23 protein-coding genes and 1 pseudogene are annotated in these 24,480 nt (G+C 71.9%); 9 read left to right on the plus strand and 15 right to left on the minus strand.

The features are described from left to right. Nucleotides 1-101: 101 nt before the first annotated feature. Entirely contained in the window at nucleotides 102-1,121 is a 1,020-nt protein-coding gene (locus tag D452_RS0100140; RefSeq protein ID WP_026128832.1) for a glycosyltransferase family 2 protein, read from the minus strand. 343 nt (nucleotides 1,122-1,464) lie between these two features. Between D452_RS0100140 and D452_RS0100145 the strand changes: the two genes are divergently transcribed. The 4 genes from D452_RS0100145 (at nucleotide 1,465) to D452_RS27265 (ending at nucleotide 5,772) form a co-directional block, all read left to right on the plus strand. Beyond that, the gene (locus D452_RS0100145; RefSeq protein ID WP_017542159.1) at nucleotides 1,465-2,979 is read left to right on the plus strand and encodes an LCP family protein; all 1,515 of its coding nucleotides are present in this window, start codon (nucleotides 1,465-1,467) and stop codon (nucleotides 2,977-2,979) included. A gap of 20 nt (nucleotides 2,980-2,999) precedes the next feature. After that, the gene (locus D452_RS0100150; protein ID WP_017542160.1) at nucleotides 3,000-3,713 is read left to right on the plus strand and encodes a YIP1 family protein; all 714 of its coding nucleotides are present in this window, start codon (nucleotides 3,000-3,002) and stop codon (nucleotides 3,711-3,713) included. Nucleotides 3,714-3,978: 265 nt separating this feature from the next. Further along, nucleotides 3,979-5,310 (plus strand): UDP-glucose dehydrogenase family protein, encoded by a 1,332-nt coding sequence (locus D452_RS0100155; RefSeq protein WP_017542161.1) that lies wholly within the window; start codon nucleotides 3,979-3,981, stop codon nucleotides 5,308-5,310. 126 nt (nucleotides 5,311-5,436) lie between these two features. After that, a complete protein-coding gene (locus tag D452_RS27265; protein ID WP_017542162.1) occupies nucleotides 5,437-5,772 on the plus strand; it encodes a hypothetical protein in 336 nt (111 codons plus the stop codon). A gap of 164 nt (nucleotides 5,773-5,936) precedes the next feature. On the opposite strand, the gene purE is transcribed toward D452_RS27265, so the two are convergent. Both purE and D452_RS0100170 read right to left on the minus strand, forming a co-directional pair. Then, complete coding sequence (purE, locus tag D452_RS0100165) at nucleotides 5,937-6,470, minus strand: 5-(carboxyamino)imidazole ribonucleotide mutase (RefSeq protein WP_017542163.1); 534 nt, start codon at nucleotides 6,468-6,470, stop codon at nucleotides 5,937-5,939. Further along, nucleotides 6,467-7,624, minus strand: a complete 1,158-nt coding sequence (locus tag D452_RS0100170) for a 5-(carboxyamino)imidazole ribonucleotide synthase (RefSeq protein WP_040692601.1) — start codon at nucleotides 7,622-7,624, stop codon at nucleotides 6,467-6,469. Before D452_RS0100170 ends, purE begins: the two co-directional genes overlap by 4 nt. A 193-nt stretch (nucleotides 7,625-7,817) precedes the next feature. Between D452_RS0100170 and D452_RS27270 the strand changes: the two genes are divergently transcribed. Continuing rightward, nucleotides 7,818-8,294: a GtrA family protein gene (locus D452_RS27270; protein WP_017542165.1), complete on the plus strand. Its 477-nt coding sequence runs from the start codon at nucleotides 7,818-7,820 to the stop codon at nucleotides 8,292-8,294. Here the strand turns inward: D452_RS27270 and D452_RS27275 are convergent. Beyond that, nucleotides 8,285-9,279: pseudogene (locus D452_RS27275) on the minus strand (CPBP family intramembrane glutamic endopeptidase). The gene D452_RS27270 and the pseudogene D452_RS27275 sit on opposite strands and share 10 nt — an antisense overlap. Before the next feature lie 405 nt (nucleotides 9,280-9,684). Between D452_RS27275 and D452_RS0100185 the strand changes: the two are divergent. Next, complete coding sequence (locus D452_RS0100185) at nucleotides 9,685-10,824, plus strand: Mrp/NBP35 family ATP-binding protein (RefSeq protein ID WP_017542166.1); 1,140 nt, start codon at nucleotides 9,685-9,687, stop codon at nucleotides 10,822-10,824. Nucleotides 10,825-10,930: 106 nt separating this feature from the next. Here the strand turns inward: D452_RS0100185 and D452_RS0100190 are convergent, their stop codons facing one another. The 4 genes from D452_RS0100190 to sigE all read right to left on the minus strand — a co-directional run bounded on the left by D452_RS0100190 (nucleotide 10,931) and on the right by sigE (nucleotide 15,143). Further along, nucleotides 10,931-12,337, minus strand: a complete 1,407-nt coding sequence (locus D452_RS0100190; protein WP_239646296.1) for a S1C family serine protease — start codon at nucleotides 12,335-12,337, stop codon at nucleotides 10,931-10,933. 297 nt (nucleotides 12,338-12,634) lie between these two features. Beyond that, entirely contained in the window at nucleotides 12,635-13,708 is a 1,074-nt protein-coding gene (locus tag D452_RS0100195; RefSeq protein WP_026128835.1) for a sigma-E factor regulatory protein RseB domain-containing protein, read from the minus strand. Then, nucleotides 13,705-14,508 (minus strand): anti-sigma factor family protein, encoded by an 804-nt coding sequence (locus D452_RS27280; protein ID WP_233515948.1) that lies wholly within the window; start codon nucleotides 14,506-14,508, stop codon nucleotides 13,705-13,707. The genes D452_RS0100195 and D452_RS27280 overlap by 4 nt, the downstream gene beginning before the upstream one ends. Then, complete coding sequence (sigE, locus tag D452_RS0100205) at nucleotides 14,505-15,143, minus strand: RNA polymerase sigma factor SigE (RefSeq protein ID WP_049578218.1); 639 nt, start codon at nucleotides 15,141-15,143, stop codon at nucleotides 14,505-14,507. The genes D452_RS27280 and sigE overlap by 4 nt, the downstream gene beginning before the upstream one ends. A 318-nt stretch (nucleotides 15,144-15,461) precedes the next feature. Here sigE and D452_RS0100210 point away from each other — a divergent pair, with 318 nt between their 5' ends. Continuing rightward, the gene (locus D452_RS0100210) at nucleotides 15,462-16,052 is read left to right on the plus strand and encodes an O-methyltransferase (protein ID WP_017542170.1); all 591 of its coding nucleotides are present in this window, start codon (nucleotides 15,462-15,464) and stop codon (nucleotides 16,050-16,052) included. Between the two features lie 121 nt (nucleotides 16,053-16,173). Here D452_RS0100210 and D452_RS0100215 read toward each other — a convergent pair whose 3' ends face one another. The 4 genes from D452_RS0100215 to D452_RS27285 form a co-directional block, all read right to left on the minus strand. Next, nucleotides 16,174-17,679: a leucyl aminopeptidase gene (locus tag D452_RS0100215; protein WP_017542171.1), complete on the minus strand. Its 1,506-nt coding sequence runs from the start codon at nucleotides 17,677-17,679 to the stop codon at nucleotides 16,174-16,176. 110 nt (nucleotides 17,680-17,789) lie between these two features. Continuing rightward, a complete protein-coding gene (locus D452_RS29340) occupies nucleotides 17,790-17,957 on the minus strand; it encodes a DUF3117 domain-containing protein (RefSeq protein WP_017542172.1) in 168 nt (55 codons plus the stop codon). A 354-nt stretch (nucleotides 17,958-18,311) separates the two neighbouring features. Further along, complete coding sequence (locus D452_RS0100225) at nucleotides 18,312-18,896, minus strand: hypothetical protein (protein ID WP_017542173.1); 585 nt, start codon at nucleotides 18,894-18,896, stop codon at nucleotides 18,312-18,314. Between the two features lie 175 nt (nucleotides 18,897-19,071). Next, nucleotides 19,072-19,674, minus strand: a complete 603-nt coding sequence (locus D452_RS27285) for a hypothetical protein (RefSeq protein WP_017542174.1) — start codon at nucleotides 19,672-19,674, stop codon at nucleotides 19,072-19,074. Between the two features lie 62 nt (nucleotides 19,675-19,736). On the opposite strand from D452_RS27285, the gene D452_RS0100235 reads away from it, so the two are divergent. Next, entirely contained in the window at nucleotides 19,737-20,165 is a 429-nt protein-coding gene (locus D452_RS0100235; RefSeq protein ID WP_017542175.1) for a hypothetical protein, read from the plus strand. Between the two features lie 55 nt (nucleotides 20,166-20,220). On the opposite strand, the gene D452_RS0100240 is transcribed toward D452_RS0100235, so the two are convergent. The 3 genes from D452_RS0100240 to D452_RS0100250 form a co-directional block, all read right to left on the minus strand. Continuing rightward, a complete protein-coding gene (locus tag D452_RS0100240; RefSeq protein ID WP_193374193.1) occupies nucleotides 20,221-20,997 on the minus strand; it encodes an LOG family protein in 777 nt (258 codons plus the stop codon). A gap of 145 nt (nucleotides 20,998-21,142) precedes the next feature. Then, entirely contained in the window at nucleotides 21,143-22,207 is a 1,065-nt protein-coding gene (dapE, locus tag D452_RS0100245; RefSeq protein ID WP_026128837.1) for a succinyl-diaminopimelate desuccinylase, read from the minus strand. 142 nt (nucleotides 22,208-22,349) lie between these two features. After that, the gene (locus D452_RS0100250; protein WP_017542178.1) at nucleotides 22,350-23,186 is read right to left on the minus strand and encodes a 2,3,4,5-tetrahydropyridine-2,6-dicarboxylate N-succinyltransferase; all 837 of its coding nucleotides are present in this window, start codon (nucleotides 23,184-23,186) and stop codon (nucleotides 22,350-22,352) included. A gap of 320 nt (nucleotides 23,187-23,506) precedes the next feature. Between D452_RS0100250 and D452_RS0100255 the strand changes: the two genes are divergently transcribed. Next, nucleotides 23,507-24,394, plus strand: a complete 888-nt coding sequence (locus tag D452_RS0100255) for a hypothetical protein (RefSeq protein WP_017542179.1) — start codon at nucleotides 23,507-23,509, stop codon at nucleotides 24,392-24,394. Nucleotides 24,395-24,480 lie beyond the last annotated feature (86 nt).

The following is a 24,480-nucleotide window of genomic DNA, read 5'->3' on the forward strand; positions in this document are numbered from 1 at the left end:
CCTAGCAGAACGTCCGCCCTCGATCGAGGGCGGACGTCGTCCACTTGTGGCCGATGCGCTCGTGCGGCGGTCCGGGACCACCGCACGCGGCCGGAGCGGGGTCAGGCGTTGCCGGACCCGCTCGCGGAGCCACTGCTGGTGCGGGCGGTGCGGGAGTCGGCTCCGAGCCCGGGCGGACTGGTGATGAAGCCGACGCCCCACGACATGTGCATGGCGGCGAGCGCGACCGGGATGAGCGGCCACGAGGAGGCGGGCAGGCCGCGGGTGAGCGGCGCCGACGCGACGGTGATCAGGGCGAGGTAGGCGGCGGGCACCAGCCAGAGCGGCCAGAAGAACGCGCCGCCGACCAGACCGGTCACGACCCCCGCCACGGCCACCGGAGGGGCCAGGTAGCGCAGGTTGATGGTGCCCTTGTGCTGGCGGGCGACCACGCGCCGCCAGCGACCGTAGTGGAAGTACTGCTTGGCCAGCAGCCTGACGTTGCGGCGCGGACGGTAGGAGACCCGCATCCGGGGCTGGAACCAGACGGTGCCGCCGGTGGTGCGGATGCGGTGGTTCATCTCCCAGTCCTGCGCGCGCAGGAACGCCTCGTCGTAACCGCCGACCCGCTCCAGGGCCGAACGGCGGAAGACACCGAGGTAGACGGTGTCGGCGGGGCCGCCCTCACCTCCGGTGTGGAAGCGGGCGTTGCCCACACCCACCTTGGAGGTCATGGCGGCGGCGACGGCGCGCTCCCAGGGGGTGGTCCCCTCGGCCGCCATGATGCCGCCGACGTTGTCCGCCCCGGTCTCCTCCAGGGTCTCCACGGCCACCCGGAGGTAGTCCGAGGGCATCATCGCGTGACCGTCGATCCGGGCGACGATGTCGTGTGAGGAGGCTCCGATGGCGGCGTTCAGCCCGGCGGGGGTCCTGCCCGTGGGGTTGTCCACCACCTTCACGCGGGGGTCGGCCGCGGCGAGGTCGTCGGCGACCTCACGCGTGCGGTCCGAGGAGGGGCCCACGCCCAGAACGACCTCCAGCTCGCCCGGGTACTCCTGGGCGAGGACGTGCTCCACCGCTGCGGCGAGGTGGCGCTCTTCGTTCAGTACGGGCATGACGACGGAGACAGGCGGCCAGGACACAGGCACTTCCCAAGGTCAAGACTGTCGGGACTGCGTGACACCGTGAGGGCTCCAGGGGCGCGGGGCCCCGGGCTCGCTCGACGGTGGCGCGGGCTCAACGGTACTGCACGCGGACCCGCCGAACGGCCGGGTCGCCCGGTGTGTGGGGGATGGCCGAGGGGGAAGGTGAAGACGAGACGATCGGGTCCCGGAGAACTCTTCCACTGAACAAGGCGTCTCACCCAAACGGGAGAACAACACGCCGAGGGTTGACATCCCGCACCCTTCGGCCGATCGGGTGACAACCTAGATACCCAGGTACCTATACCTAGGACACCGTTGAACGGGTGGGACGGGGACGCCGATGAGCGACGAGGACGCCGGACGGCAGAGGAACACGGGCGAGTTCCGACGTGAGCGCTCGCAGCCTCAGCCACCCGGTCGGCGGCGCTCCTCCCGGTCCGGCAGGTTCACCGTGCCCGAGCCGCGTGTGCGCCGCCACCGCAACGGGCTGGTCCTGATGAGCGTGCTCTCGGTGCTGGTCCTGCTCGCCTCCGGCACCTCGTGGGCGATCACGGGGTGGATGTCCGGTTCCCTGAACCGGTTCGACGTGTTCGGCGGGCTCGCCGAGGGCGACCGCCCGGAGGACACCGGCGGGCTGACCTTCCTCGTCATCGGCTCCGACAGCCGGGACGAGATGAGCAAGGAGGACCAGAACGCGCTCAGCGTGGGCTCCACACCCGGGCAGCGTTCGGACAGCATGATGCTGGTGCGCCTCAACCACGAGCGCGACCACCTCACCGTGGTGGGCCTCCCCCGCGACCTGTGGGTGGACATCCCCGGCGAGGGCGACGACAAGATCAACGCCGCCTACGCCTACGGCGGCCCGCAGCTCGCCGTACAGACGGTGGAGTCCGTCACCGACGTGCGGATCGACCACTACGTCGAGGTGGACTTCAACGGGTTCGTCGAGGTGGTCGACGCCCTGGAGGGCATCGACGTGTGTCTGCCTGAGGCCATCAACGACCCCAAGGCCCAACTGGACATGCAGGCCGGGACGCACCGGGTGGACGGCACGGAGGCGCTGGGATTCGCGCGCACCAGGGCCACCGCGCGCGGTGACCTGGACCGGATCGACCGCCAGCAGCAGGTGCTGTCGGCCATGCTCGACCGGGCCATGAGCACCGAGACCCTCTCCGACCCTCGCAAGCTGACCGCCTTTCTGGACAGCGCGCTGTCGTCGGTGACGGTCGACGAGGGACTGGACACCGGCACGATCAACGACCTGGCGTACCAGATGCGCCACCTCGACCTGGAGAACGTCACCTTCGCCCAGGTGCCCATCGCCGACATGGAGCACTGGACGCCGCGCGGCGACGTCGCCCTGCTGTGGAACGAGCCCGCGGCCCGGGAGATGTTCGCGGCGATCAACGCCGACCGCCCGCTGTCGGAACCCGAGGACGAGCCGGAGAAGGCCGACGAGGGGGACGATGAACCGGTCCCGTCCGACGTCACCCTGCGGGTGTTCAACGGCACGGCCACCCCGGGCCTGGGCGCGCAGATGGACGACCAGCTGACAACCGCCGGGTTCGACGTCACGGACGAGGCCGAGAACTGGAGCAGCCGCGACGTGGCCACCACGGAGATCAGGTTCGGTCCGGGCCAGGAACAGGCGGCCGAGTACCTGGCGGGAACCCTGCCGGGTTCGCAGACCGTTGAGGACCGGACCCTGGACGACGACCTCCAGGTCGTGATCGGATTCAACTACACGACGTTCGAGGCGCCCCGGGTCGAGGCGACCGAGGCGGCGCCGGAGGAGGAGCCCTCCGCCGGCGCCGAACCGGCCACCACGACCGCGAAGGACAACATCTGCGGTTAGCCCCGCGAAGGAAGGGACACGTGCTCCGCCACCTGGTCGGCCTGCTCTCCGGAATCGCCCTCGCCCCAGTGCTGTGGGTGGGTGTCGCCTGGTCCGCCGACCTCCTGCCAGGGATCACCGGGGGCGACGTGAGTGTCGCGACGGTGTTCTCCGTGGTGGTGCTGTGCCTGGTGGGGATCGTCTGCGCCTATCTGGTGGCCTCCAGGTTCTCCCCGCTCGCGGCGGGCGCCTCCGGGCTGCTCCTCGTGGCGCTGTGCCTGTGGCCGGTGGTCGCGCTGGACTCGGTGGGACCGGCCCTGTACTGGCTCAACGAGGAGAGCTTCCTCTACCCCGACGGCGCGGGGATCGGTGTGGCGCTCCCCCTGGGCGTGCTGCTGCTGGTCTCCGCCACGACGCCGACCCGGTGGCGGGCGGCCAACGACGCCGGACCGCTGGGCGCTCCCTCGCGTGAGCGGGTGGTGGCCAGCCACAGCCGCGAGGAGTTCCGGCGCGAGGCCGATCCCGAACTCGACGGGGAGTCGGTCAGGCTGGTCACCCCGGACCGGGCCTGGACCGACGGCGGGCCCGTGGGCGACACCGTTCCGGACGTGCCTCCGCCCTCCTCACCCGTGCGGCAGTATGACGATCCAAACAAGACCACGACACCGTTTCGTCGCGGTGAGACCGGCGCCGTGTGGACCCCCGTGGACGAGGACCCCGGTCACACCCGGTCATTCAACGACGGAAGGTACTAGGCGGCACAGGGTGTGCATTGCCACACGAAGCCTGACAGTCCTCCCCCGGTGCGGAATGTCCCCGACCCGCCGGTAATCTGACCGCCTGACTGTTCACGTGTTGTTCGATCGAGCGCCAGCCCCCGACGCGTAGGGTGATGCACCGTCCCCCCGGACAACCCGTCGGCCGAACCATGTCCGTTTTCTGCCCTCATGCGGGATGTGAGCCGCCACCAGCGGGCACACCAGCAGGTGAGGCGCATGCGGAAGCAAGGAAGGAACACCAGTGGTCGAAGCGGAACGTATGCGGGTCTCCGTCATCGGAACCGGCTACCTGGGCGCCACCACGGCCGCCTGCCTGGCCGAGATGGGCCTGGAGGTCATCGGCCTCGACGTCGACGAGGCCAAGATCAGCATGCTCCGCTCCGGCAGGGTCCCCTTCTACGAGCCCGGACTCGACGAGCTGCTGACCGCCAACCTCCAGACGGGTCGGCTGCGCTTCACCACGGACTTCGCGGAGATCGCCGAGTTCGCCGACCTGCACCTGATCTGCGTGGGCACGCCGCAGCGGGACGACTCCGGCGCCGCTGACCTGCGGTACGTCAACTCCGCGGTGGACCAGCTCGCGCCGCACCTGACCCGGCCGACCGTGGTGGTGGGCCGCTCCACCGTGCCGGTGGGCACCGCCGCCACCCTGGCCGCCCGCCTGGCCTCGCTGGCGCCGGTCGGCGAGGAGGCCGAGCTCGGGTGGAGCCCGGAGTTCCTCCGCGAGGGCTTCGGTGTGGAGGACACCCTGCGGCCCAACCGGATCGTGATCGGCACCGACTCCCCCCGGGTGGAGAAGGCGGTCCGCGCGCTCTGGCAGCAGCAGGTGGACGAGGGCACGCCGTTCCTGGTCACCGACCTCCAGACCGCCGAGCTGGTCAAGGTATCCGCCAACGCGTTCCTGGCCACCAAGATCTCCTTCATCAACGCGATGGCCGAGGTGTCCGAGGTCGCGGGCGCCGACGTCATCCAGCTGGCCGAGGCCCTCTCCTACGACGACCGCATCGGCGGCAAGTTCCTCGGACCGGGTCTGGGCTTCGGCGGCGGCTGCCTGCCCAAGGACATCCGGGCGTTCATGGCCCGCGCCGACGAGCTCGGGGTGGAACCCGCCCTGTCGTTCCTGCGCGAGGTGGACGCGATCAACCAGCGCCGCCGGGCGCGCACGATCGACATCGCCCGCCAGCTGATCGGCGGCAACTTCGCCGGGCGCACCGTGACGGTCCTGGGCGCGGCCTTCAAGCCGAACTCGGACGACATCCGCGACTCGCCCGCACTGGATGTGGCGTCCACCATCGCGTCCCTGGGTGCGCACGTGACCGTGTACGACCCGGCCGCCCTGGAGCGGGCGCGCGAGGCGCACCCGGAGCTGAACTACGCGGAGTCCACCCTGGAGGCGGCGCGCGGGGCCGACGTGGTCCTGCTGCTCACCGAGTGGGCGGAGTTCCGCGAGGCCAACCCGGAGGAGCTGGCCACGGTGGTGGCGCAGAAGAGGATCGTGGACGGGCGCAACGCGCTCGACCCGACCTACTGGCGCGCCTCCGGCTGGACCTACCGGGCGCTGGGCCGCCAGTAACGACAGCACCGAACGGCCGTCCCTGAGGGGGCGGCCGTTCGTCGTGTGCGCCGCACCCGTGATTGACTGCGCTCCGCACCCAATTCATGACCCTCGGTATTCCCCGGGGTGGTCGAACGGAGCCCGATGTCGAAGTTCCCCGTACTGGCCGGGGCCGCCCTCGCCCTGCTGATGGCCGCTGCCACGCCCGCCCACGCCCGGTCCTCGGACTGCCCGGTACCGCCCGCCCAGCGTGACGCCCCCAGCCCGGGCCCGTCCGTGAACACCCGTGTGGACAGCCCGGACACGGAGTACGAGCTCCTTGACGAACTGTCCCCCGTGGAGTGCCTGGACCGCTCGTGGACCATCAAGGGCACCTGGGACCAGGGGTTCGTGGTCGCCGACGGCCAGCCGCTGAAGGACCTCCAGAAACTGCCCTCGGGCTGGATGCTGGACCGCTTCGCCTTCCCCTGGCGCGCGTAGGCCACCCCAGCGGTCGAGCCCTGCTCCAGCACGCTCTGGAGGATGCGGAGCACGGTCAGTTCCTCCCCGCCGCGGCCCTGGCGTCCGTCGGATACCACTTCGGGTCCAAGGACAACCTGATGAATGACTGACCGGGTCCCGGGGATCACCGGGACCCGGGCCTCCTATCGGCCGAAGCCCATGGTCCGGCCGCCGTCGGCCACCTCTCGGCGCAGCCGCTCGCCCTTGGCGTGCGCCTGTTCCTTGAGCTCCTGCTGGAAAGCGGCCATGCGCTCGGCCAGCTCCGGGTCGTGCGCGGCGAGCTGGCGCACGGCCAGCAGGCCGGCGTTGCGGGCCGCGCCCACCGCCACGGTGGCCACCGGGACCCCGGCGGGCATCTGCACGATGGACAGCAGCGAATCCATCCCGTCGAGGTACTTGAGCGGTACCGGAACGCCGATCACGGGCAGCGTGGTCACCGAGGCCAGCATCCCCGGCAGGTGGGCGGCCCCGCCCGCGCCGGCGATGATCACCTTCAGCCCCCGGCCGGCGGCCTCCGAACCGTAGGAGATCATCTCGTGCGGCATGCGGTGGGCGGAGACCACGTCGGCCTCGAAGGGGACCCCGAACTCCGTGAGCGCCTCGGCGGCGTCGCGCATCACCGGCCAGTCGGAGTCGGACCCCATCACGATGCCCACCACGGGCTTGCTGTCGGTCACTTCTGGTCTCCTCGCAGGTAGGAAGCGGCGTCGCGGGCGCGCTCCAGCAGGTCCTGGTAGTCGTCGCCCATCACGGTGACGTGCCCGATCTTGCGGCCCGGACGCACGTCCTTGCCGTAGAAGTGCACCTTCACCTCGGGGTCCTTGGCCATCACGTGCAGGTAGCGGCGGTAGACCTCGGGGTCCTCGCCGCCCAGCAGGTTGGCCATGACGGTGTAGGGGGCGTTGGTACGCGGTGAGCCCAGGGGCAGGTTCAGAACCGCGCGCAGGTGCTGCTCGAACTGGGACGTGCGGGCGCCCTCGATGCTCCAGTGCCCCGAGTTGTGCGGACGCATGGCCAGCTCGTTGACGACCACGTCGTCGGCGGTCTCGAACAGCTCCACGGCGAGCACCCCGGTGACGTCCAGGGCGTGCGCGATCTCGATGGCCAGCTTCTGGGCGCGCAGGGCCCTGTCCTCGGGCAGGCCCGGCGCCGGGGCGATCACCTCGTGGCAGATCCCGCCGCGCTGAACGGTCTCCACCACGGGGTAGACGGCGACCTGCCCGTGCGGGGAACGCGCCACCTGGACGGCGAGTTCGCGGGAGAAGTCCACCTTCTCCTCCACAAGCAGCGGGACGTCCTCTGCTGCGGCGCGGTCGACGACCTCGCGGGCCTCCTCGGGGCCGTCGACGACCCACACGCCCTTGCCGTCGTAGCCTCCGCGCGCGGCCTTGAGGACGACCGGCCATCCGGTGTCCACGGCGAACCCGGTGACGTGTTCGAGGGTGGTCACCGCCCGCCAGCGCGGTGAGGGCGCGTCCAGCTCGGCCATGCGGGTACGCATGCGCAGCTTGTCCTGGGCGAAGCGGAGGGCGTCGCGGCCCGGCCGCAGCAGCCCGCCCGCCTCCTCCACGGCCCGCAGGACGGGTTCGGGCACGTGCTCGTGGTCGAAGGTGACCACGTCGTTGGCCTTGGCGAAGGCCAGGACGTCGTCGAGGCCACGGTCGTCGCCCAGGGTGACGTCGCCGCAGACCAGGGCCGCGCTGTCCTTGGGACCGGCGGCCAGGACGGAGAAGTCCACTCCCAGTCCGATGCCCGCCTGGTGGGTCATCCGGGAGAGTTGGCCTCCGCCCACCATTCCCACTCGGGGGACGATGCGGTTACGCTCGCTCACAGTTCCTCAACTCAATGCTCGTCAACCGCGGATGCGGGGCGGCCCCGCCCACGGCGGAACCTGGCCGTTCGGCTCGGAACCCGCGGCCGGGGTGTCCCGAAGGCCCCGGATAGAGTCTAGGGCGTGCGGGCGTGCCGCCCCCAGGGCCCACTCCCCCGCCGCCGTGACCCCCACAACCCGGAGGGCGCAGGCCATGCGCGAGTTCCTCTCCCGTCGTCCCAGGCTGGCCCGTCTGGCCTCCGAGGTCGGCAAGTTCGGCTCCGTCGGCGCGATCGCCTACGTCGTGCAGCTGGCCGCGACGAACCTGCTGTGGGCGAGCGGCATGGGGTCGATGACGGGGCAGGTGGCGGGCACCTCGTGCGCCATCGCGGTGGCCTTCGTGGGCAACCGGTTCTGGACCTTCAACGACCGGGCCCGTACCGGCCTCGGCCGGGAGACCTTCCTGTTCCTGGTGATGAACGGCGTGGGGATGCTCATCCAGGTGGGGTGCCAGGCCTTCTCGCTGTACGTGCTCGGTCTGGACAGCACCCTGGCGCAGAACGTCTCCGGCAACGTGGTGGGCGTGGGCCTGGGCACGCTGTTCCGCTTCTTCGCCTACCGGACCTGGGTGTTCCCGCCCGATCCGGTTCCGGACGCCGAGGACGACGGGGTCGCGCGGGCTCAGACCTGAGTGGTGACGCTGCGGCGGCGGACTCCGTGGCGGCGGGCCATGGCGGTGACCAGGAGCAGGTAGAGGCCCACCTGCACCAGGGCCAGGACCAGGGTCATCGGGGTGTTGGTCCCCAGGGGCAGGCCCCCGCCGAGCACCATGCCGGTGCCCACGTCGGCCAGGCGTCCCTCCACGGCGCACAGGCCGAACTGGACGAGGCTGTTCACCACGTGCAGACCGATCGCGGCCTCCAGGCCGCCGGTGCGCCAGGTCACCCAGGCCATACCCAGACCGAGCACGGCCAGCGCCGCCGTGTTCCACAGGTCCCCCGGGTGGGTGGCCGCGTACAGGGCGGCGAACAGGGTGCCGCCCGCCAGCACGGCGGGCCCCGGGNCACCCTGGAGAACGCGGAGTCGCCGTCGGGCGATCCCAGCGAGCCGACGAGCTGCATGACCATCCCGCGCAGCGTCATCTCCTCGGCCACGGACTGGAGCGGCACCAGCAGCACGATCACGAGGAGCGCGGCCGCGAGGACCTCGGCGGTTCCGTAGTCGACGGTGATCGGCGGGTCCGCGGGCCCCTCACCCATCAGCGCCAGGAGCAGCGCCGTGCCCGCGGTGACGGGGACGGCGGCCACCAGCACGCAGCGGGCCAGCCAGCGCCAGCGCATGCGTCCGGTGACCGAGATCAGGGAGCCGGGTCTGCGCCACTGCACGACGCGCGCCACGAAGAGTGTGACGGGTGCGAGCAGGGCGATCGCCGCCAGCCCGAAGGCCAGTCCGGCGATCTCCCCCACCCGGACCGAGTCGGGGGCCAGACCGCTGCCGCCGAGGATCGCCACGATGGTCATCACGACCACCACACCGACCCACAGGAAAAACAACAGGACGGCGAAGACCAGGAGCGCCAGCGGCGGCACCCACCAACGGAACCTCGGGGTCCGGGCGAGCCTGTGATAGGACTCACCCTCCGGGATCTCCGCGCAGGCGAAGAGGTTCGTCCGCACGGGACGCGGTGGCGGCCACGCCCACACCGACGGGTCCGGGGTCAGGGCGGGGTGTCCCCCGGGCGGGGTCTGTCGCGCGCCGCCCGGCGGCCATGCCCAGGTCTGTTCCTGGGTGTGCCCACCAGAAGTCTGCCCCTCCGGCCCCTCAGGCGCGGCGGGCCAGGACGAACCAGGCGGTGGCGGCACATTTCCCATCGTGCGCTGAGACTACTATCCGGGCATGTATCGCCTGCGTTAAGGCCACGCCGTTATCGCCTGGTCACAGTGAGGGACAGAAGCCGCGAAGCCCCGGGGAAACGGAATAGCGGACCACCCCTCCCCTGTTGGAGAAAGTGGTCCTGCGGGCGGTCAACGCGAGCGACACCTCAGGCCAAGACCCCGTCCCGCTGACCTACGATTGAGTACATGTCCTCCACACCAACCACCGAGCAGGTCCACGAAGCCCTGGCCACGGTGCAAGACCCGGAGATCCACCGTCCCATCACCGACCTCGGCATGGTCAAGAGCGTCGGGATCGACGACGACGGTGCCGTGCACGTCGGTATCTACCTCACGGTGGCCGGGTGCCCGATGAAGGGGCGCATCGAGAAGGACGTGACGGGAGCGGTGACCAAGGTCGCCGGCGTCACGAAGGTCACCGTCGAGCTCGACGTCATGAACGAGGAACAGCGCAAGGAGCTCCAGACCAAGCTCCGCGGCGGCCAGGCGGAGAAGGAGATCCCCTTCGCCAAGCCGAACTCCCTCACCAAGGTCTACGCGGTCGCCTCGGGCAAGGGCGGTGTCGGCAAGTCGTCCGTCACCGTGAACCTCGCCGCCGCGCTCGCGGCCCAGGGTCACAAGGTGGGCGTCGTCGACGCCGACATCTACGGCCACTCGGTGCCGCGCATGCTCGGTGCGTCGGACTTCCCGACCAAGGTCGAGGACATGATCCTCCCGCCGACCGCCCACGACATCAAGGTCATCTCGGTGGGCATGTTCACCGAGGGCAACACCCCGGTGGTGTGGCGCGGCCCGATGCTGCACCGCGCCCTCCAGCAGTTCCTCTCCGACGTCTTCTGGGGTGACCTGGACGTCCTGCTGATGGACCTGCCCCCGGGCACCGGTGACATCGCCATCTCCGTCGCCCAGCTCCTCCCGGCCGCCGAGCTGATCGTGGTCACCACGCCGCAGCAGGCTGCCGCCGAGGTCGCCGAGCGCGCGGGCGCGATCACCGCCCAGACGCACCAGCGCATCGCCGGTGTCATCGAGAACATGTCCTACTACCAGCCGGAGGACGGCGGCGAGCCGATCCACCTCTTCGGCCAGGGCGGTGGCCAGACGGTCGCCGACGCGCTCACGAAGACCCTCGGCGCCGAGATCCCGCTCATGGGGCAGGTGCCGCTGGACACCCGTCTGCGTGAGGGCGGCGACGAGGGCCAGCCGCTGGTCCTGACCCACCCCGAGACCGAGGCCAGCAAGGTGATCGTCTCGATCGCCGAGAAGCTGGTCGGCAAGCCGCGCGGGCTGGCCGGGATGCAGCTGGGCATCTCCCCCGCCGGACGCTGACGACCCGACCGCACTCGCGGGTCGGCTGGAAGACACGCGTACGGCCCCCGAATCCGCTGGGATTCGGGGGCCGTCGTGTTGCTCGGCGGGCGCGGGGCCGGGTCGGTCAGTCGCTGGGGCCGAGGGTGACGGTGACGGTCTCCCGCTCGCCGTCGCGCTCGTACTCCAGCTCGACCTCGTCCCCGGGGGCACGGTCGCGCACCATGGCCTGGAGTTCGCCGTGGGAGTTGACCCTGCGGCCGTCGAAGGTGACGATCACGTCGCCCGGTTCCAACCCTGCCTCGTCGGCGGCGCCGCCGCTCTCGACGGAGCCGGATCCGTCGGCGATGACCGCGCCGATCACCGAGCTGCCCTGGTCGAAGGTGACGCCGAGTTCGGCGTAGGTGGTCTCGCCGTGGTCGATCATCCGGTTGACGACCTCCTCAGCCTCCGTGGAGGGGATGGCGAAGCCGAGGCCGATGCTGCCGCCCGTCTGCTCGCCCATGAACCCGCCGCCCATGGTGGCGATCATCGAGTTGACGCCGATGACCCGCCCCTGGACGTCCACGAGCGGTCCGCCCGAGTTGCCGGGGTTGATGGCGGCGTCGGTCTGGAGGGCGAAGAACTGGCTCTCGCCCTCGTCGGAGCTGACCGGCCGTTCCTTGGCGCTGATGATGCCCTGGGTGACCGTCCCGTCCAGGCCCAGCGGGGCGCCGATCGCGATGACCTCGTCACCGACGACCGCCACGTCCGAGTCGCCGAACTCCAGCGGCTCGACGTCGTTGGGGTCCTCCAGCTCCAGCACGGCGAGGTCGGAGCTGGGGTCGGATCCGACCACGGTGGCCAGGCTGTTGCTGCCGTCGCTGTACTCGATCACGATCCCGTCCTCCTCCAGCGGCGAGGAGACGTGGTCGTTGGTGACCACGTAGTCGCCGTCGATGACGAAACCGGAACCGCCCGACCCCACGCGCCCGCCCGCGCTGCGCAGGGAGACCACGCTCGGGCTGACTCGCTGGGCCACGCCCGCGATGGTGTCGGGGTCGCGGTCGGGCGCCTCGGGCGGCGGTTCGTTGATGGTGGGGCCCTGATCTGACTCGGGCGCGGCCTGTCGCCCGGAGCCGAGCAGGCCGCCAGCGAGACCGCCCGCGCCGCCCGCGATGAGGGCGACGACCAGCATCCCGCTCAGCGCGGCCCAGGCCGGGACACCGCGTCTGCGAGGGGCCGCCGCGGGGTCGGCTGCGAGCTGGGCGTACTGGGCCGGGGGCCCGGGCGGTACGGCGAAGTGGCCGTGGTTCGGGTGGCCCTGGTTCGGGTGGCCCTGCCCGGTGGCCTGCGCCTGGGGGGCGGCCTGCGAGGGCTGGGCCCCCTGTGCGGGCTGGGGCTGCTGCTGCGCGGGCTGCTGCTGCGGTTGCCCCTGCGGGGCGGACGGGCCCTGGCCCGGGTGGGGCGCGTGGGACTGCTGTGGCGGTTGCCCCTGCGGGGCGGCCGGGCCCTGGCCCGGGTGGTCTCCGGACGGGGAGGGCTGGGGGTGCATGGCGTCTCCGGTGCCGGGGGGCGAACCCTGGGCGCCGCCCGGGTTCACGGGCCGATCGGGCTGGGGAGGTTGGCCTCCCTGGGGATGGGGCGGGGCGATCCACGCGCCGGTGGGGGGCCGCGGGGGTTCGGCTGGCCCCGGGGCTGGTGCGTCCGGCGCGCCCCGCTGGGGTACGCCACCGTTCGGCGGGGCCCACCCCTCGGCGGGTTCCGAACGGTCGTTGTCCTGGCTCAAGACCTGCTCCGTTTGTCGCTCAGCTATCGGTCCCGGCACGCGCCGCGCCGGTCGGCCGGGCCCCTACAGCAGGCCCAGCCGGGACAGACCTCGCAGCACCCTGGCCCAGAAGCCGGAGTCCTCGGGGCCTGGCAACGCGGCCACCGCCGAGGAGGCCAGGTCCGCGGGGGCGTCGGCCAGGACCGTGTAGACGAAACCGTTCGCCTGCCACACGCTCTGGTACTGGCCCACGTCCCCGCCGAAGATCGTGTCGTGCCCTGTTGTGACGCCACCACCCCCCGTTCCGGTTCCGGTGTATCCGTTACCAAGTGTGGAGGGATGTTCCGTTCCCAGCTTGCCACGCTGGACGAAGACCGAGACCTGGGAGAGTCCGTCCGAGTAGACGGCGTGCACGACCCGACGTTCCCCGTAGCGTTTGGAGCGGGTGTCGACCAGCCTGAGGTCCCAGGTGAGGTGTTCGGGCAGCGTCCAGCCCGCCTCACGCAGCTCACGCCGTTCCCCGCCGTCGAGGGCGTCGCCCCAGGGAGAGTCCCCGAGGGCCTCGTCCGGCCAGGCGCCCTCTCCCAGGCTGAGATCGGTGAGGTGGCTGCTGAACGCCTCCGCGCCGGAGCGGTCGTACACCGCGTGCCCCAGGAGGAGATGGGTCTCGGTGTCCACCCAGAACCGTCCGGCCACGGTGGAGTCCGCGCGCAGCGCCTCCACCAGATGGGCCGGGCGGCCGTCGAGGCTCTCCCTGCCCGCGTCCACCACCTGGTAGGTGTCCTCGAGCACGACCAGCAGGCGTTCGTCGAGGGACTCCAGGGCGGAGGAGGCCAGCACGACGAAGGCCGACTCCTCGTCCTCCTCCCCCAGCGGGGACATGGCCAGTCCGGAGCTCGGGCGGTTGACCACGCGAAGGTCCACCCCGTCCCGGTCCTCGCCCTCCGGTCCGCGCACCTCGCGCACGCCGGTGTAGGCCACCCTGCCGTGCGCGTCGGAGGCGCGGTGCAGCACGGCCATGCCGTCGTCCTCACCCTCGGCCGGGACCGAGGTGGCGTCCGGGTGCACCGCACCGGTGAGCACGAGGGCGCACATCAGCGCGGCGGCGACGGAGGCGGGAGCGGAGTTCGGTCCAGAGGAGGGTCCGCCAGACCTCACCGGGTCGTTTCGGTCGAGGTCGAGGGCGGCTGTCCCTCGGCCGCGACGGGCAGGGGCTCGAACGGCGGCTGTTCCGCGGGCAGCGGCTCCACCACCGGTATCTGGCGGCTGGTCACGGCGTGCTCGACCGCGAAGTCGGCCAGGTGGGGCTCCACCACCGGGGTGTCCTCGCCCTCACCGCCCGCGACGAACGCGCTCCCCAGGAGCGCCGTCGCCACCGCCAGCCCCGCGACCGCGTAGCGTCCGCCGGAGAAGTGCGGCAGCAGGCCGGAGAACCGGTCGCCGCCCCGGGGTTCGGGGCGGGGCGGGACGTACCGCTCCGGCTGGGTGCGCGGTGGGGTCCTCTGCTGGGCGGGCGACGCGGTCTCCGGTGCGGTGCGCGATCCCTCGCCCCGGCGCAGCGGTTCGCTCGGGTAGGCCGGTCGGCCCGCGCCCGCCATCAGGGGTCCGCCCGTGGGAAAGCCACCCAGGGGTCGGGAGTGCCCCAGCGGGGGGCTGGACCCGAAAGGGCCGGTCGGCGGCGGGTCCAGGGGGCCGCGATCACCCCGATCACGTGACCCCGTGCCGGGGCCGCCGGGACGGCCCAGGCCCGGCTGGGACAACAGGCGCCCCATGAAGTCCATGTCGGGTTCGGGTTCGCCGAGCCCGGTGAGCCTGCGCTTGAGTCTGCGCATCATGTCGGCCTCGAAACGGCACGACTCGCACTTGGCCAGGTGGATGAGGGCGCGCTCGTGGTCGGCGGCGCCCAGCTCCCCGTCGATGAGCGCCGAGAGGCGCTCCCCGAGGTGGTCCATGCTCATTCCGCCTCCCCGTGCATCACGTTGGCAGTGGCGCCGTCGGACCCCTCGGTGCCCCCCTGGGCCCCGTTCGCGGCCGCCAGCGACCTGCGGTGCTCCAGGGCGCGGCGCAGCTGGGCGCGGCCCCGGTGGATCCGGCTGCGGACGGTGCCCAGCTTGACGTCGAGCGTGGCGGCGATCTCCTCGTAGGAGAGCCCCTCGATGTCACAGAGCACGACGGGGGCGCGGAACTCGGCGGGCAGGGCGTCCAGGGCGCTCTGGACGTCGGCGTCGAAGTGCCGGTCGTCGTAGCGCTGGGCCGGCGAGGGCTCGCGGCCCTCCAGACGCTCGTCGGCGTTGTCGGCCAGCCCCTCAAAGCGGATGCGGGCCTTGCGCCGGGCCATGTCCAGGAAGAGGTTGGTGGTGATGCGGTGCAGCCACCCCTCGAAGGTGCCGGGGGTGTAGTTGGCGAGGGAGCGGAACACACGGATGAAGACCTCCTGGGTGAGGTCCTCGGCGTCGTGCTTGTTCCCGGTGAGGCGATAGGCCAGCCGGTAGACGCGCGGCGAGTGGACGCGCACGACCTCTTCCCAGCTCGGGGGTTCCCATGCCTCGAACTCGACGGCAGGGCCGGTCTCTGGCACCGCTGCTCCCTTCATCCCGCTGAGTCCACCACGCGAGGACAGGTAGGGGGTGTTCACTTCGTGGCGATCAACGTGCGTTCATCCCGATTCAACGCCGGAGGGAGCCGATTAAGTTCCCGCCGCCACACTCGGAGTTCCGGCCGGTTCAGGCTAGTCTTTTGCCCAGGGACATACCTGGCCGCGACCACCATTCTACGGTGGGTGACGATCCCCCGGTCAGAGCGCCTGGCCACGACATTCAGCAGTGCTTGGGAGGCCGTCATCAGCGCAGAAGAGAGCGTCGCCCGGACCGCGTGGGTCCGGACCGAGCAGGCTCGGTTCGAGGAGTCCGCCATGGGGGACGGACCTCTGGCGGACGCCTACGACGCGGGCGTACGGGCCTCGGCCTCGCCCGTGGACGCCGCGACGGGGGCCGCGCTGCGGTTCCTCACCGCCGCCATCGGCGCCCGTTCGGTGGTGGAGATCGGCACGGGATGCGGGACGTCGGGGATCTGGCTGCTGCGGGGGATGGCCCGGGAGGGCATCCTGACGACCGTGGACGTCAACGCCGCCTACCAGGACTACGCGCGCTCCGCCTTCTCCCGCTCGGGGTTCGGCGCGGGCCGGGCCCGACTGATCCGGGGGACGGCGCTGGACGTGCTGCCGCGGCTGACCGACGGCGGGTACGACATGGTGTCGGTCGACGCCGACCAGGCCTCCTACCCCGCGTACCTGGAGGAGGCGCTTCGGCTGCTGCGTCCGGGCGGGGTGGTGGTGTTCAACAACGTGCTGACGGCCCCCTCCGAACCGGACAGCCCGCTGCGGGTCCCGGACCCCGGGGAGACCGCGGTCCGCGAGGTGATGCAGCGGATGCGCGAGGACGAGGCGTTCATCCCCCTGCTGGTCCCGGTCGGCGAGGGGCTGCTCGCCGCCATCCGCCCCTAGGGGGCGGACCGTGGGAGGCGGAGCCGCGTTCGGGCGGTCGCCCGAGCGCGCACGCGCGCCGGGCCCGGACGGAGGGGGTGTTCCGCCCGGGCCCGTGGCCGTTTCGGTACCGGCCGGGTCACTACCTGGCGGCGAGCCAGCGGAGCAGGGTCCGGGTGGCGAAGGCCGTGCCGCCCTTGGTGAGCAGTCCGCTCTCCTGCAGGGACCGGCCCGGACCGGCGATGTCCAGGTGGGCCCAGGGCAGGCCGCCGGTGAACTCGCGCAGGAACAGGGCGGCGTCGGTGGCACCGGCCGGACCGAAGTCACCGCCCCGGGTGCCGATGTTGGCCAGGTCCGCCACCCGGGAACCGGTGGTGGGGACGTAGTCCTCGGTGAGCGGCATCCGCCACAGCGGCTCCCCCCCCCCCCCCCCCGCGGGCCCCNCGCCGGCGGCCTCGATCTGCGCGGCGACCGTGTCGTCGGTGCTGTAGAGCGCCCCGATACCGGTGCCCAGCGCCAGCTTGGCGGCACCGGTCAGGGTGGCGACGTCCACCAGCACGTCCGGTTCGAGGTTGGTGCTGGCGTAGCCCATGGCGTCCGCCAGGACCAGACGGCCCTCGGCGTCGGAGTTGAGCACCTCGACGGTCCGGCCCGTGTAGGTGGTCAGCACGTCTCCGATGCGGGTGGCGTCACCCGAGAAGGCGTTCTCCGCCAGGGCGAGCAGACCGGTGACCCGGACACCCGCGCCCACGGACGCCAGCGCCGACAGGACGGCCAGCACGATCGCCGCACCGCTCATGTCGGTCTTCATGAGCTTCATGTTGTCGTTGGGCTTGAGCGAGAGCCCGCCGGTGTCGAACGTGATGCCCTTGCCGACCAGCACCACGTGCTCGGTGGGGTTCTCCGGCGTGTAGGACAGCTGGACCAGCCGGGGCGGGCGGGAGGAGCCCTGGCCGACACCGAGGATGGCGCCGAACCCCTCGTCCCCCAGCTCCTTCTCGTTCCACACCCGCACACCGAGCCCGGACCCGTCGGCCGTCTCGCGTGCGCGGGTGGCCATCCACTCCGGGTCCTTGGTCAACGAGGGGGTGTTGATCAGGTCCCGGGCCAGGGCGGTCGCCGTGGCCAGGGTGGTTCCCAGGGCCAGGGGACCGTCCAGGGTGGTGACGTCTCCGACCACGTTGATCACCGGCGCGGGGCGCTGGGACCTCGGGGGTTCGGCGGTCTTGTACGTGAAGGTGTAGGAGGCGAGCAGGGCACCCTCGGCGAAGGCCGTGGCGGCCTCTTCGTCGGCGCCGGGCCAGGCCAGGGCGACGCGCTCGTTGCCCCGTGCGGCCCGGGAGAGGGCGGCGCCGGCCTTCCGGAGGTCGGCGGGGCCACCCGATCCGACTCCGAGAAGGGCCAGGCGGACCAGGCCCCCGTCCCGGGACACCGGGAACTGGGAGAGCTCACCGGGCTTGCCGGTGAGCGCGTAGTGCGCGAACAGGTCCGCGAGCGGCGAGGGAAGGACCTGTGTCAGTCCACCGTCGGTGACCCCTTCGACCGCCTCGGGGCCTTCCTCGCCCGCGAGTACGGGGAGGACCAGCAGGTCCGCGGTGGATTCGGCGAGGGTCCCCGGTACGGGGTGGATCTCCGTGGCGAATGGCACAGGCCGCTCACAATCGTTCACTCTGTGGGGAGGTTCACGCAGGTGGGAGGTGTGGAACCTCGGGGGTCATCAGGGCGTTCCGGCCCAGGTGGGGGACGATTCTTGTCCGGTCAGCCGACGACACCCCGAAGCGCGTCCCGGAGCTCCGTCGCCTCGTCCGGCGTGAGCTCCACGACCAGACGGCCGCCGCCCTCAAGCGGGACCCGCATGATGATGCCGCGACCCTCCTTGGTGACCTCCATCGGCCCGTCGCTGGTCCTCGGCTTCATCGCCGCCATGCCATTCCCCTTTCTAGGTGTTCCTCGCAGGTGGCCGGGGCCGACCCACAGCACCGACGCCGGTCCGCTGGGACGTGTCGGCTCCGGAGCCGTCGGCCGGTTCCGTGTGACTCGCGCCCGTGTGGCTTAGGGGTCGGGAATCACTCTTCGACCATTATCTCGGAGGTTGACCCCTGGGTGTGCGCCAGGCGACAGCCGGGGCACCTCCGTGGGCGCCCACCGGCGAGGAATCGTTGGTCAGTAAGGTTATATCGGTCTCGACCGAAACCCGCGCGGTCCGCGAGGGGCCGAGCCGCCTCCACACCGGGCGTTCCGGGCCGCGGCACGGGCCCGTCCGGGCCCCGTTCGGGCCCGTCAGTCCAGCAGGCCGGTGGAGAGCATCCGCGTCCCCTCCCGGGTGACGGAGGACCACTCGGCGTTGAGGCGGCCGCCCTCGGAGGCGGGCCAGAGGGTCAGCTCCGACTCGTCGACGCAGCGGTCGTCGGGGTCGGAGGTCTCGGTGTACGCGTACACGAGCCGGTCGCCGTCGCGTGCCGACAGCTCGAGGGTCCCGGAGCAGGAGAAGGTGGTCCAGGCGGTGCTGCCGCGCTCGGCGCCCTCCTCGATCCGCACCTCGGCGTCCCACTCGGCGACGGGCCGCCCGTCCGTGTCGACCTGGCTCATGCGCCCTGACCAGGCCCCCACGAACTCGTCGGGGTCGGACATGGTGGTGACGGTGTCCTCGCGGGCCCCGTCCAGGTGGGACCAGGCCACGAAGCCCCCGCCACCGACCAGGAGGAGCGCGGCCAGGGTCACGGCCGTCCTGGCGAACTGGCGGCGGCGCCTGCCGGTGTGCCTGGTCGAACGGGGCGGCGGCCAGAGGGACATCTGGCGCACCGGGGTCGCGGAGTTCCCGGGTCCGTCCTCGGAGCCCGCCCGGAGTTCGGGTGCTGTGTCCATCCTCGCCATCCTCACGACGGTCCGCCCGCTCCGGCGGAGCAGGGGGTACGCATGTACAGCGACCGAGAATAGATCACCCGAACCCACCACATCCGACCAAGAACGACAAGACGGATGTGATGCACGGCATAGACGGCCCGGGCGCGCCGGGGCCCCGCCGGGCGTCCAGGTGGGGTCAGCCTCGGTCGTCGCCTCGCCCGCCGACCGACGCGTCGTCGGCCTCGGGGACGGTTTCGGTCACTGAATCGGGGGAGGTTTCGGGGGTCGGTTCGGGGGTGGAACCCGAGACGGTCTCCGGAGCGGGGTCCGCGGGCGCGTCGTCCGCGCGGGTGTCAGTCTCGGCCGTCGCGTCGGGCGCCGGGACGAGGGTCACTCTCTCGATCGGATCCCTGTCCTGGTCCGCGTACCCGTCGAGTTCGTCCTGGCCGGGCAGGTACGCGCCCGGTCGCGGTCCGGTGCCCCGGGGGACGTAGGACGGGTCCAGACGGGCCAGCCGCCACTCCAGGTCCTCGATCCGCTCCTCACGCTCGCGAAGAGTGCCCGTGAGCCGCACCAGCAGTTCGTCGACCGCGCGCACGTGGTAACCCCACATGGACAGGGGGACGAGGAGACCGGCCAGGTCACGGGAGCCCACCGGGCGCCCCTCCGGCAGGTCCAGCGGGGGGAAGTCGGCCTCGAACCGGGCGAGCTGCCCGCCCTTGCCGAGCACGACGAAGACCACTCCCACGAGGACGGCGAGCGCGGCGGCGGCGACCAGGATCAAGATGAAGAAAGGCACGGGATCGATCGTGCCACACCGCCGTACCCCCCAGGGAACCCCGGGCATGGGAGACTCGGCGGGTGTCGAACGCACCTTTCCGAGTCCTGACCACGCAGACCGCACCCGGCGCCGTGACGGGGGTCCCCGCAGCCTCCGCCGAGGGCGGCGCGGCGGTGGGCGGCGACGCCCCCTGGACGGTGGACGCCGGTCACCGGCCGTCCGCCGCCCGGGTCGCGGCGCTCGTTGCAGAGGGGCACGCGGTCCTGGTCCGCTGCACGCGGCCGGACGGCGAGGGGCCGCGCACGGACCTGCCCCCGGCCCCGCCCGGGATCGCTGGCGCGGTCCCGGTCGCGGCGGCCGAGGAGGTGGCCCTGGCGACCGTGTACGCCTGGGCGGGGGCACGCGTGTTCGTGACCGACCACCCGGAGCGGGTGGGGCGGGCCCTGGACATGGTCGCCTCGGTGCGCGGCGAGCGTCCGCCCGCAGCCGTGCGCAGGGGACTCGCCTGAACCGGACCCGGGAGCACCGGGCCGCGACCGACCCCCGGAGCCCCGGCGGGGCAGCCTAGCTCGCCGGGCCCGCCTCACCGCGTTCGAACTTGTTCTCCAGGTACAGGTGCGCGTGCTGGACGATCCGCACGGCCTCGTCCGGGTCGTCGGTCACGTGCAGGAGCTCCATGTCCTTGTCCCTGATCAGCCCGTGCTTGAGCAGGCTGTCCTCCACCCAGCCGCGCAGACCGCCCCAGAACTCGGTGCCGACCAGCACCACGGGGAACCGGGTGATCTTCTTGGTCTGGACGAGGGTGATCGCCTCGAACAGCTCGTCGAGCGTCCCGAACCCGCCGGGCAGCACCACGAAGGCCTGCGAGTACTTCACGAACATCGTCTTGCGGACGAAGAAGTACCGGAAGGTCATCCCCATGTCGATGTAGGGGTTGAGCGACTGCTCGAACGGGAGCTCGATGCCCAGGCCCACGGAGAGCCCGCCCGCCCGCTGGGCGCCCTTGTTGGCCGCCTCCATCATGCCGGGGCCGCCGCCGGTGATCGTGGCGTACCCGGCCTCGGCGAGCTTGGCCCCGACCTCGACCCCGAGGTCGTAGAACTCGGTCCCGGGCTTGATCCGCGCCGAACCGAAGACACTCACCGCGGAGGGCAGCTCGGACAGCAGGCCGAAGCCCTCCACGAACTCCGACTGGATGCGCAGCACGCGCCAGGGGTCGGTGTGCACCCAGTCCGTGGGGCCGCGCCTGTCGAGGAGCCGTTGGTCGGTGGTGGTGTCGGGGATAGCGCGGCCGCGGTAGGTGAGCGGTCCGGCACGCCTCACGTTCTCTTCTTCCGTCATGCCCGTAAAGCTATCCATCCGTGGCCAGCCCACACCCGAACGACGCGTGTCGCTCCGGTGACCGGTAGCGGACACGAGGCCGCCCACCAGGACGGGAGCGCCTGACGGGCGGCTTCGGGGCGAGCGGGACGGGGCCCGGGAGGGGTCAGCGCCGACCGGTGAGCCAGGCGACCATGCGCTCCTCGGCCTCGCGGATCTGCGCGATGCTGGCGTACTCGTCGCGCGTGTGGGCGAGCATCGGGTCGCCGGGGCCGTAGTTGACCGCGGGCACGCCCAGCTCGGAGAAGCGGGAGACGTCGGTCCAGCCCAGCTTGGCCCGGGCCTGTCCCTCGCCCACTGCGGTGACGAAGGCCGCGGCCGAGGGGTCGTCCAGGCCGGGGCGGGCCGGGGCCGAGGAGTCGGTGACCGTCACGTCGAAGCCCTCGAACACCTCGCGCAGGTGGGCCTCGGCGTCGGCCGGGGAGCGGTCCGGGGCGTACCGGTAGTTCACCCGGACCACGCACTCGTCCGGGATGACGTTCCCGGCCACGCCGCCCTCGACGAACACCGCGTTCAGGCCCTCGTGGAAGGTCAGGCCCTCCACCTCGGGCTGGCGGGGGGTGTAGGCGCGCAGCACGTCCAGGATCGCGCCCGCCTTGTGGATGGCGTTCTCGCCCTTCCAGGAACGCGCGCTGTGCGCCCGCTTGCCGTAGGCCGCGACGTCCACGCGCATGGTGCCCTGGCAGCCGCCCTCGATGACGCCGTCGGTGGGCTCCATGAGGATCGCGAAGTCTCCGGCCAGCCACTCCGGGTGGTTCCGGCTGAGGCGGAGGAGGCCGTTGCGGACCGCGTCCACCTCCTCGTTGTCGTAGAAGACGTAGGTGACGTCGTGGACCGGCTCGGTGACCAGCGCGGCCAGCTTGAGCTGGACGGCCACGCCGGACTTCATGTCGGTGGTGCCGCAGCCGTAGAGGCGGTCGCCGTCCACGTGCGAGGGGACGTTGTCCACGATCGGCACGGTGTCGAGGTGACCGGCGACCACGACGCGGCGGTCCCGGCCCAGGTCCGTGCGGGCCACGACGGCGTCGCCGTCCCTGGTCACGGTGAGATGGGCCAGGTCCGACAGGGCGTTCTCGACCGCGTCGGCGAGGACCCTCTCGTCCCCGCTCTCGGAACGGATGTCCACGAGGGCGGCGGTCAGGTCCGCCACGTCCGAGGTCAGGTCCAGCATGGTGTCGCCCCGTTTCGGTGAGGTGAGTGGGTGGGTCGCGCGCATGGCCACCCTAGAACAACGGCGGGGCGCCCTCCCCGGTTGGGAGGACGCCCCGGACGTGGGTGCGCGGGCGCGGCGACGCGCGCCCCGGCGCGGGAGCCTAGGCGTTGACGCCGTGCTCGCGCAGGAGGTCGTTCAGGGCGAGCTTGTCGTGCTCCTGCCCCTCCTCCAGACGCTTGAGCACCAGCAGGACCGGCATGCCGAAGTCGCCGCCGGGGAAGCTCTTGGTCCGGTTGGCGGTGACGCACACCGACCAGGCCGGGGCCTCGCCGCGGGCCAGTTCCTCGCCCGTCTCGGCGTCGAAGACGCGCGTGGAGGAGGTGAGGATGGTGCCCGCTCCGAGCTTGGCGCCCTTGCGGACGCGGGCGCCCTCGACGACCATGCTGCGCGAGCCCAGGAAGGCGTCGTCCTCAATGATAACCGGGGAGGCCTGCGGCGGCTCCAGGACGCCGCCGACGCCCACGCCGCCGGAGAGGTGGACGTTCTCACCGATCTGCGCGCAGGAGCCGACCGTGGCCCAGGTGTCGACCATGGTGCCGGAGCCGACGTAGGCGCCGATGTTGGTGAAGGACGGCATGAGCACGACGCCCGGGGCGAGGAAGGAACCCCAGCGGGCGATGGCGCCCGCGACGACGCGGACCCCGTCGAAGCGGGTCTTCAGCGGCATGCGGTCGTGGTGGTAGAAGTCGCCGACGTGCGACTCCTTCATGTCCAGGACCTTGAAGCCGAGGAGGATGGAGCGCTTGGCGCGCTCGTCGACCACCACGTCGTCCGTGGCGGGGTCGACGAAGGCCACACGGGCCTTGCCCTCGTCGATCAGGTCGATGGCGCCGGTGATGACGCGGCGCGCCTCGGAGTGGTCGGGGGTCAGTTCGGAGCGCCGCTCCCAGAGTTCGTCGATCTGGTCGGGCAGCGGACTGGTGTACGAGCTGGTCATGTGAACCCACGTTAGCCGCTCGTCCGGGGTGGGTGGTCTGCGCCCCGCCCGCTCGGGATGAGCCCTTGGCCACTCGTCCCACGGACCCCGGGCGGACGGGTCCGGCGGGTGGCGCGGGAGGACCGGGCCGGGGCCGCGAGGACGGAACACCCGCCCCGCGAGAGTTCCCGTTGACTGTTCCCGGCGCCGACTACAATTTCGCCGAGGCCCGTCCGGGGCCCGCCTCCGACAGGTGCCCGGCGCGCCCAGCACACCGCCTCGGCCCCTCCCCCGGGTCCGCGACCGGTGCGCTCCACCCGTCGCCGACCCTTGGTTCGCCCGTGCCCAGTAAACGCAGGACGTTCTCCGCGTTCGCCAAGATCCTCCTCATCCTCACCTTCGTCTGCGGACTGTTCGTGGCCGGGGGTTACTACGTGATGACCAACTTCGAGCCGCTGGACACGCGCGAACGGCCCGACCCGGGATGCCGTCTGGCACTCGCTGAGGGACGCTACGACATGGAGATCACCCAGGCCATGAACGCGGCGACCGTGGGCGGCGTGGCCTTCAGCCGCGACCTGCCCGAGGAGGCGGTCACGGTCGCGTTCGCGACGGTGTGGCAGGAGTCCACGTTCTACAACGTGGAGTACGGGGACCGGGACTCGCTGGGCCTGTTCCAGCAGCGGCCGTCGCAGGAGTGGGGCGACCCGGAGGAGATCCTGGACCCGGTGTTCTCCAGCCGGTCGTTCTACGACGAGCTGGTGGAGGTCAACGGGTGGGAGGACCTGCCCGTCTACGAGGCCGCCCAGCGGGTGCAGCGCAGCGCGCACGGATTCGCCTACGACCAGCACGAGGACCTGTCCGCCGACATGGCCGATTCCCTCACCGGAGCCCGTGGGGCCACGGTGACCTGCTGGTTCGACGAGGAGACCCTGGACTCGATGCGGGCGGGGGACGCCGACATCGCCGGGGCCGAGGACGAGATGGCCCGGGTGTTCGGTACCGACCCGGCGGAGCTCCCCGTCCCGGAGGGCGGCGAGGGGCAGACCGGTGACCTGGGCTGGGCGATGTCCCTGTGGGCCGTCGTGCACGCCGAGGAGTACGGGATCACGTCGGTGTCGTACGGGGACCAGCGGTGGCGGGCCTCGGACGGCATGGACGGGGCGCAGGACTGGACGGAGATCGAGGACGCCAGCCAGGACACGGGGGGCCGCGTCGTCCTGAGGTAGGCGGTCGGCGCGGAGCGGTCCCGCAGGAGGCACGGGCCGGTACGAGCCTGCTCGAAACGGCTACCGCGTGGGCACTGAGCCAAGCC

This window comes from Nocardiopsis prasina DSM 43845, from assembly GCF_000341265.1.
GTDB lineage: Bacteria > Actinomycetota > Actinomycetes > Streptosporangiales > Streptosporangiaceae > Nocardiopsis > Nocardiopsis prasina.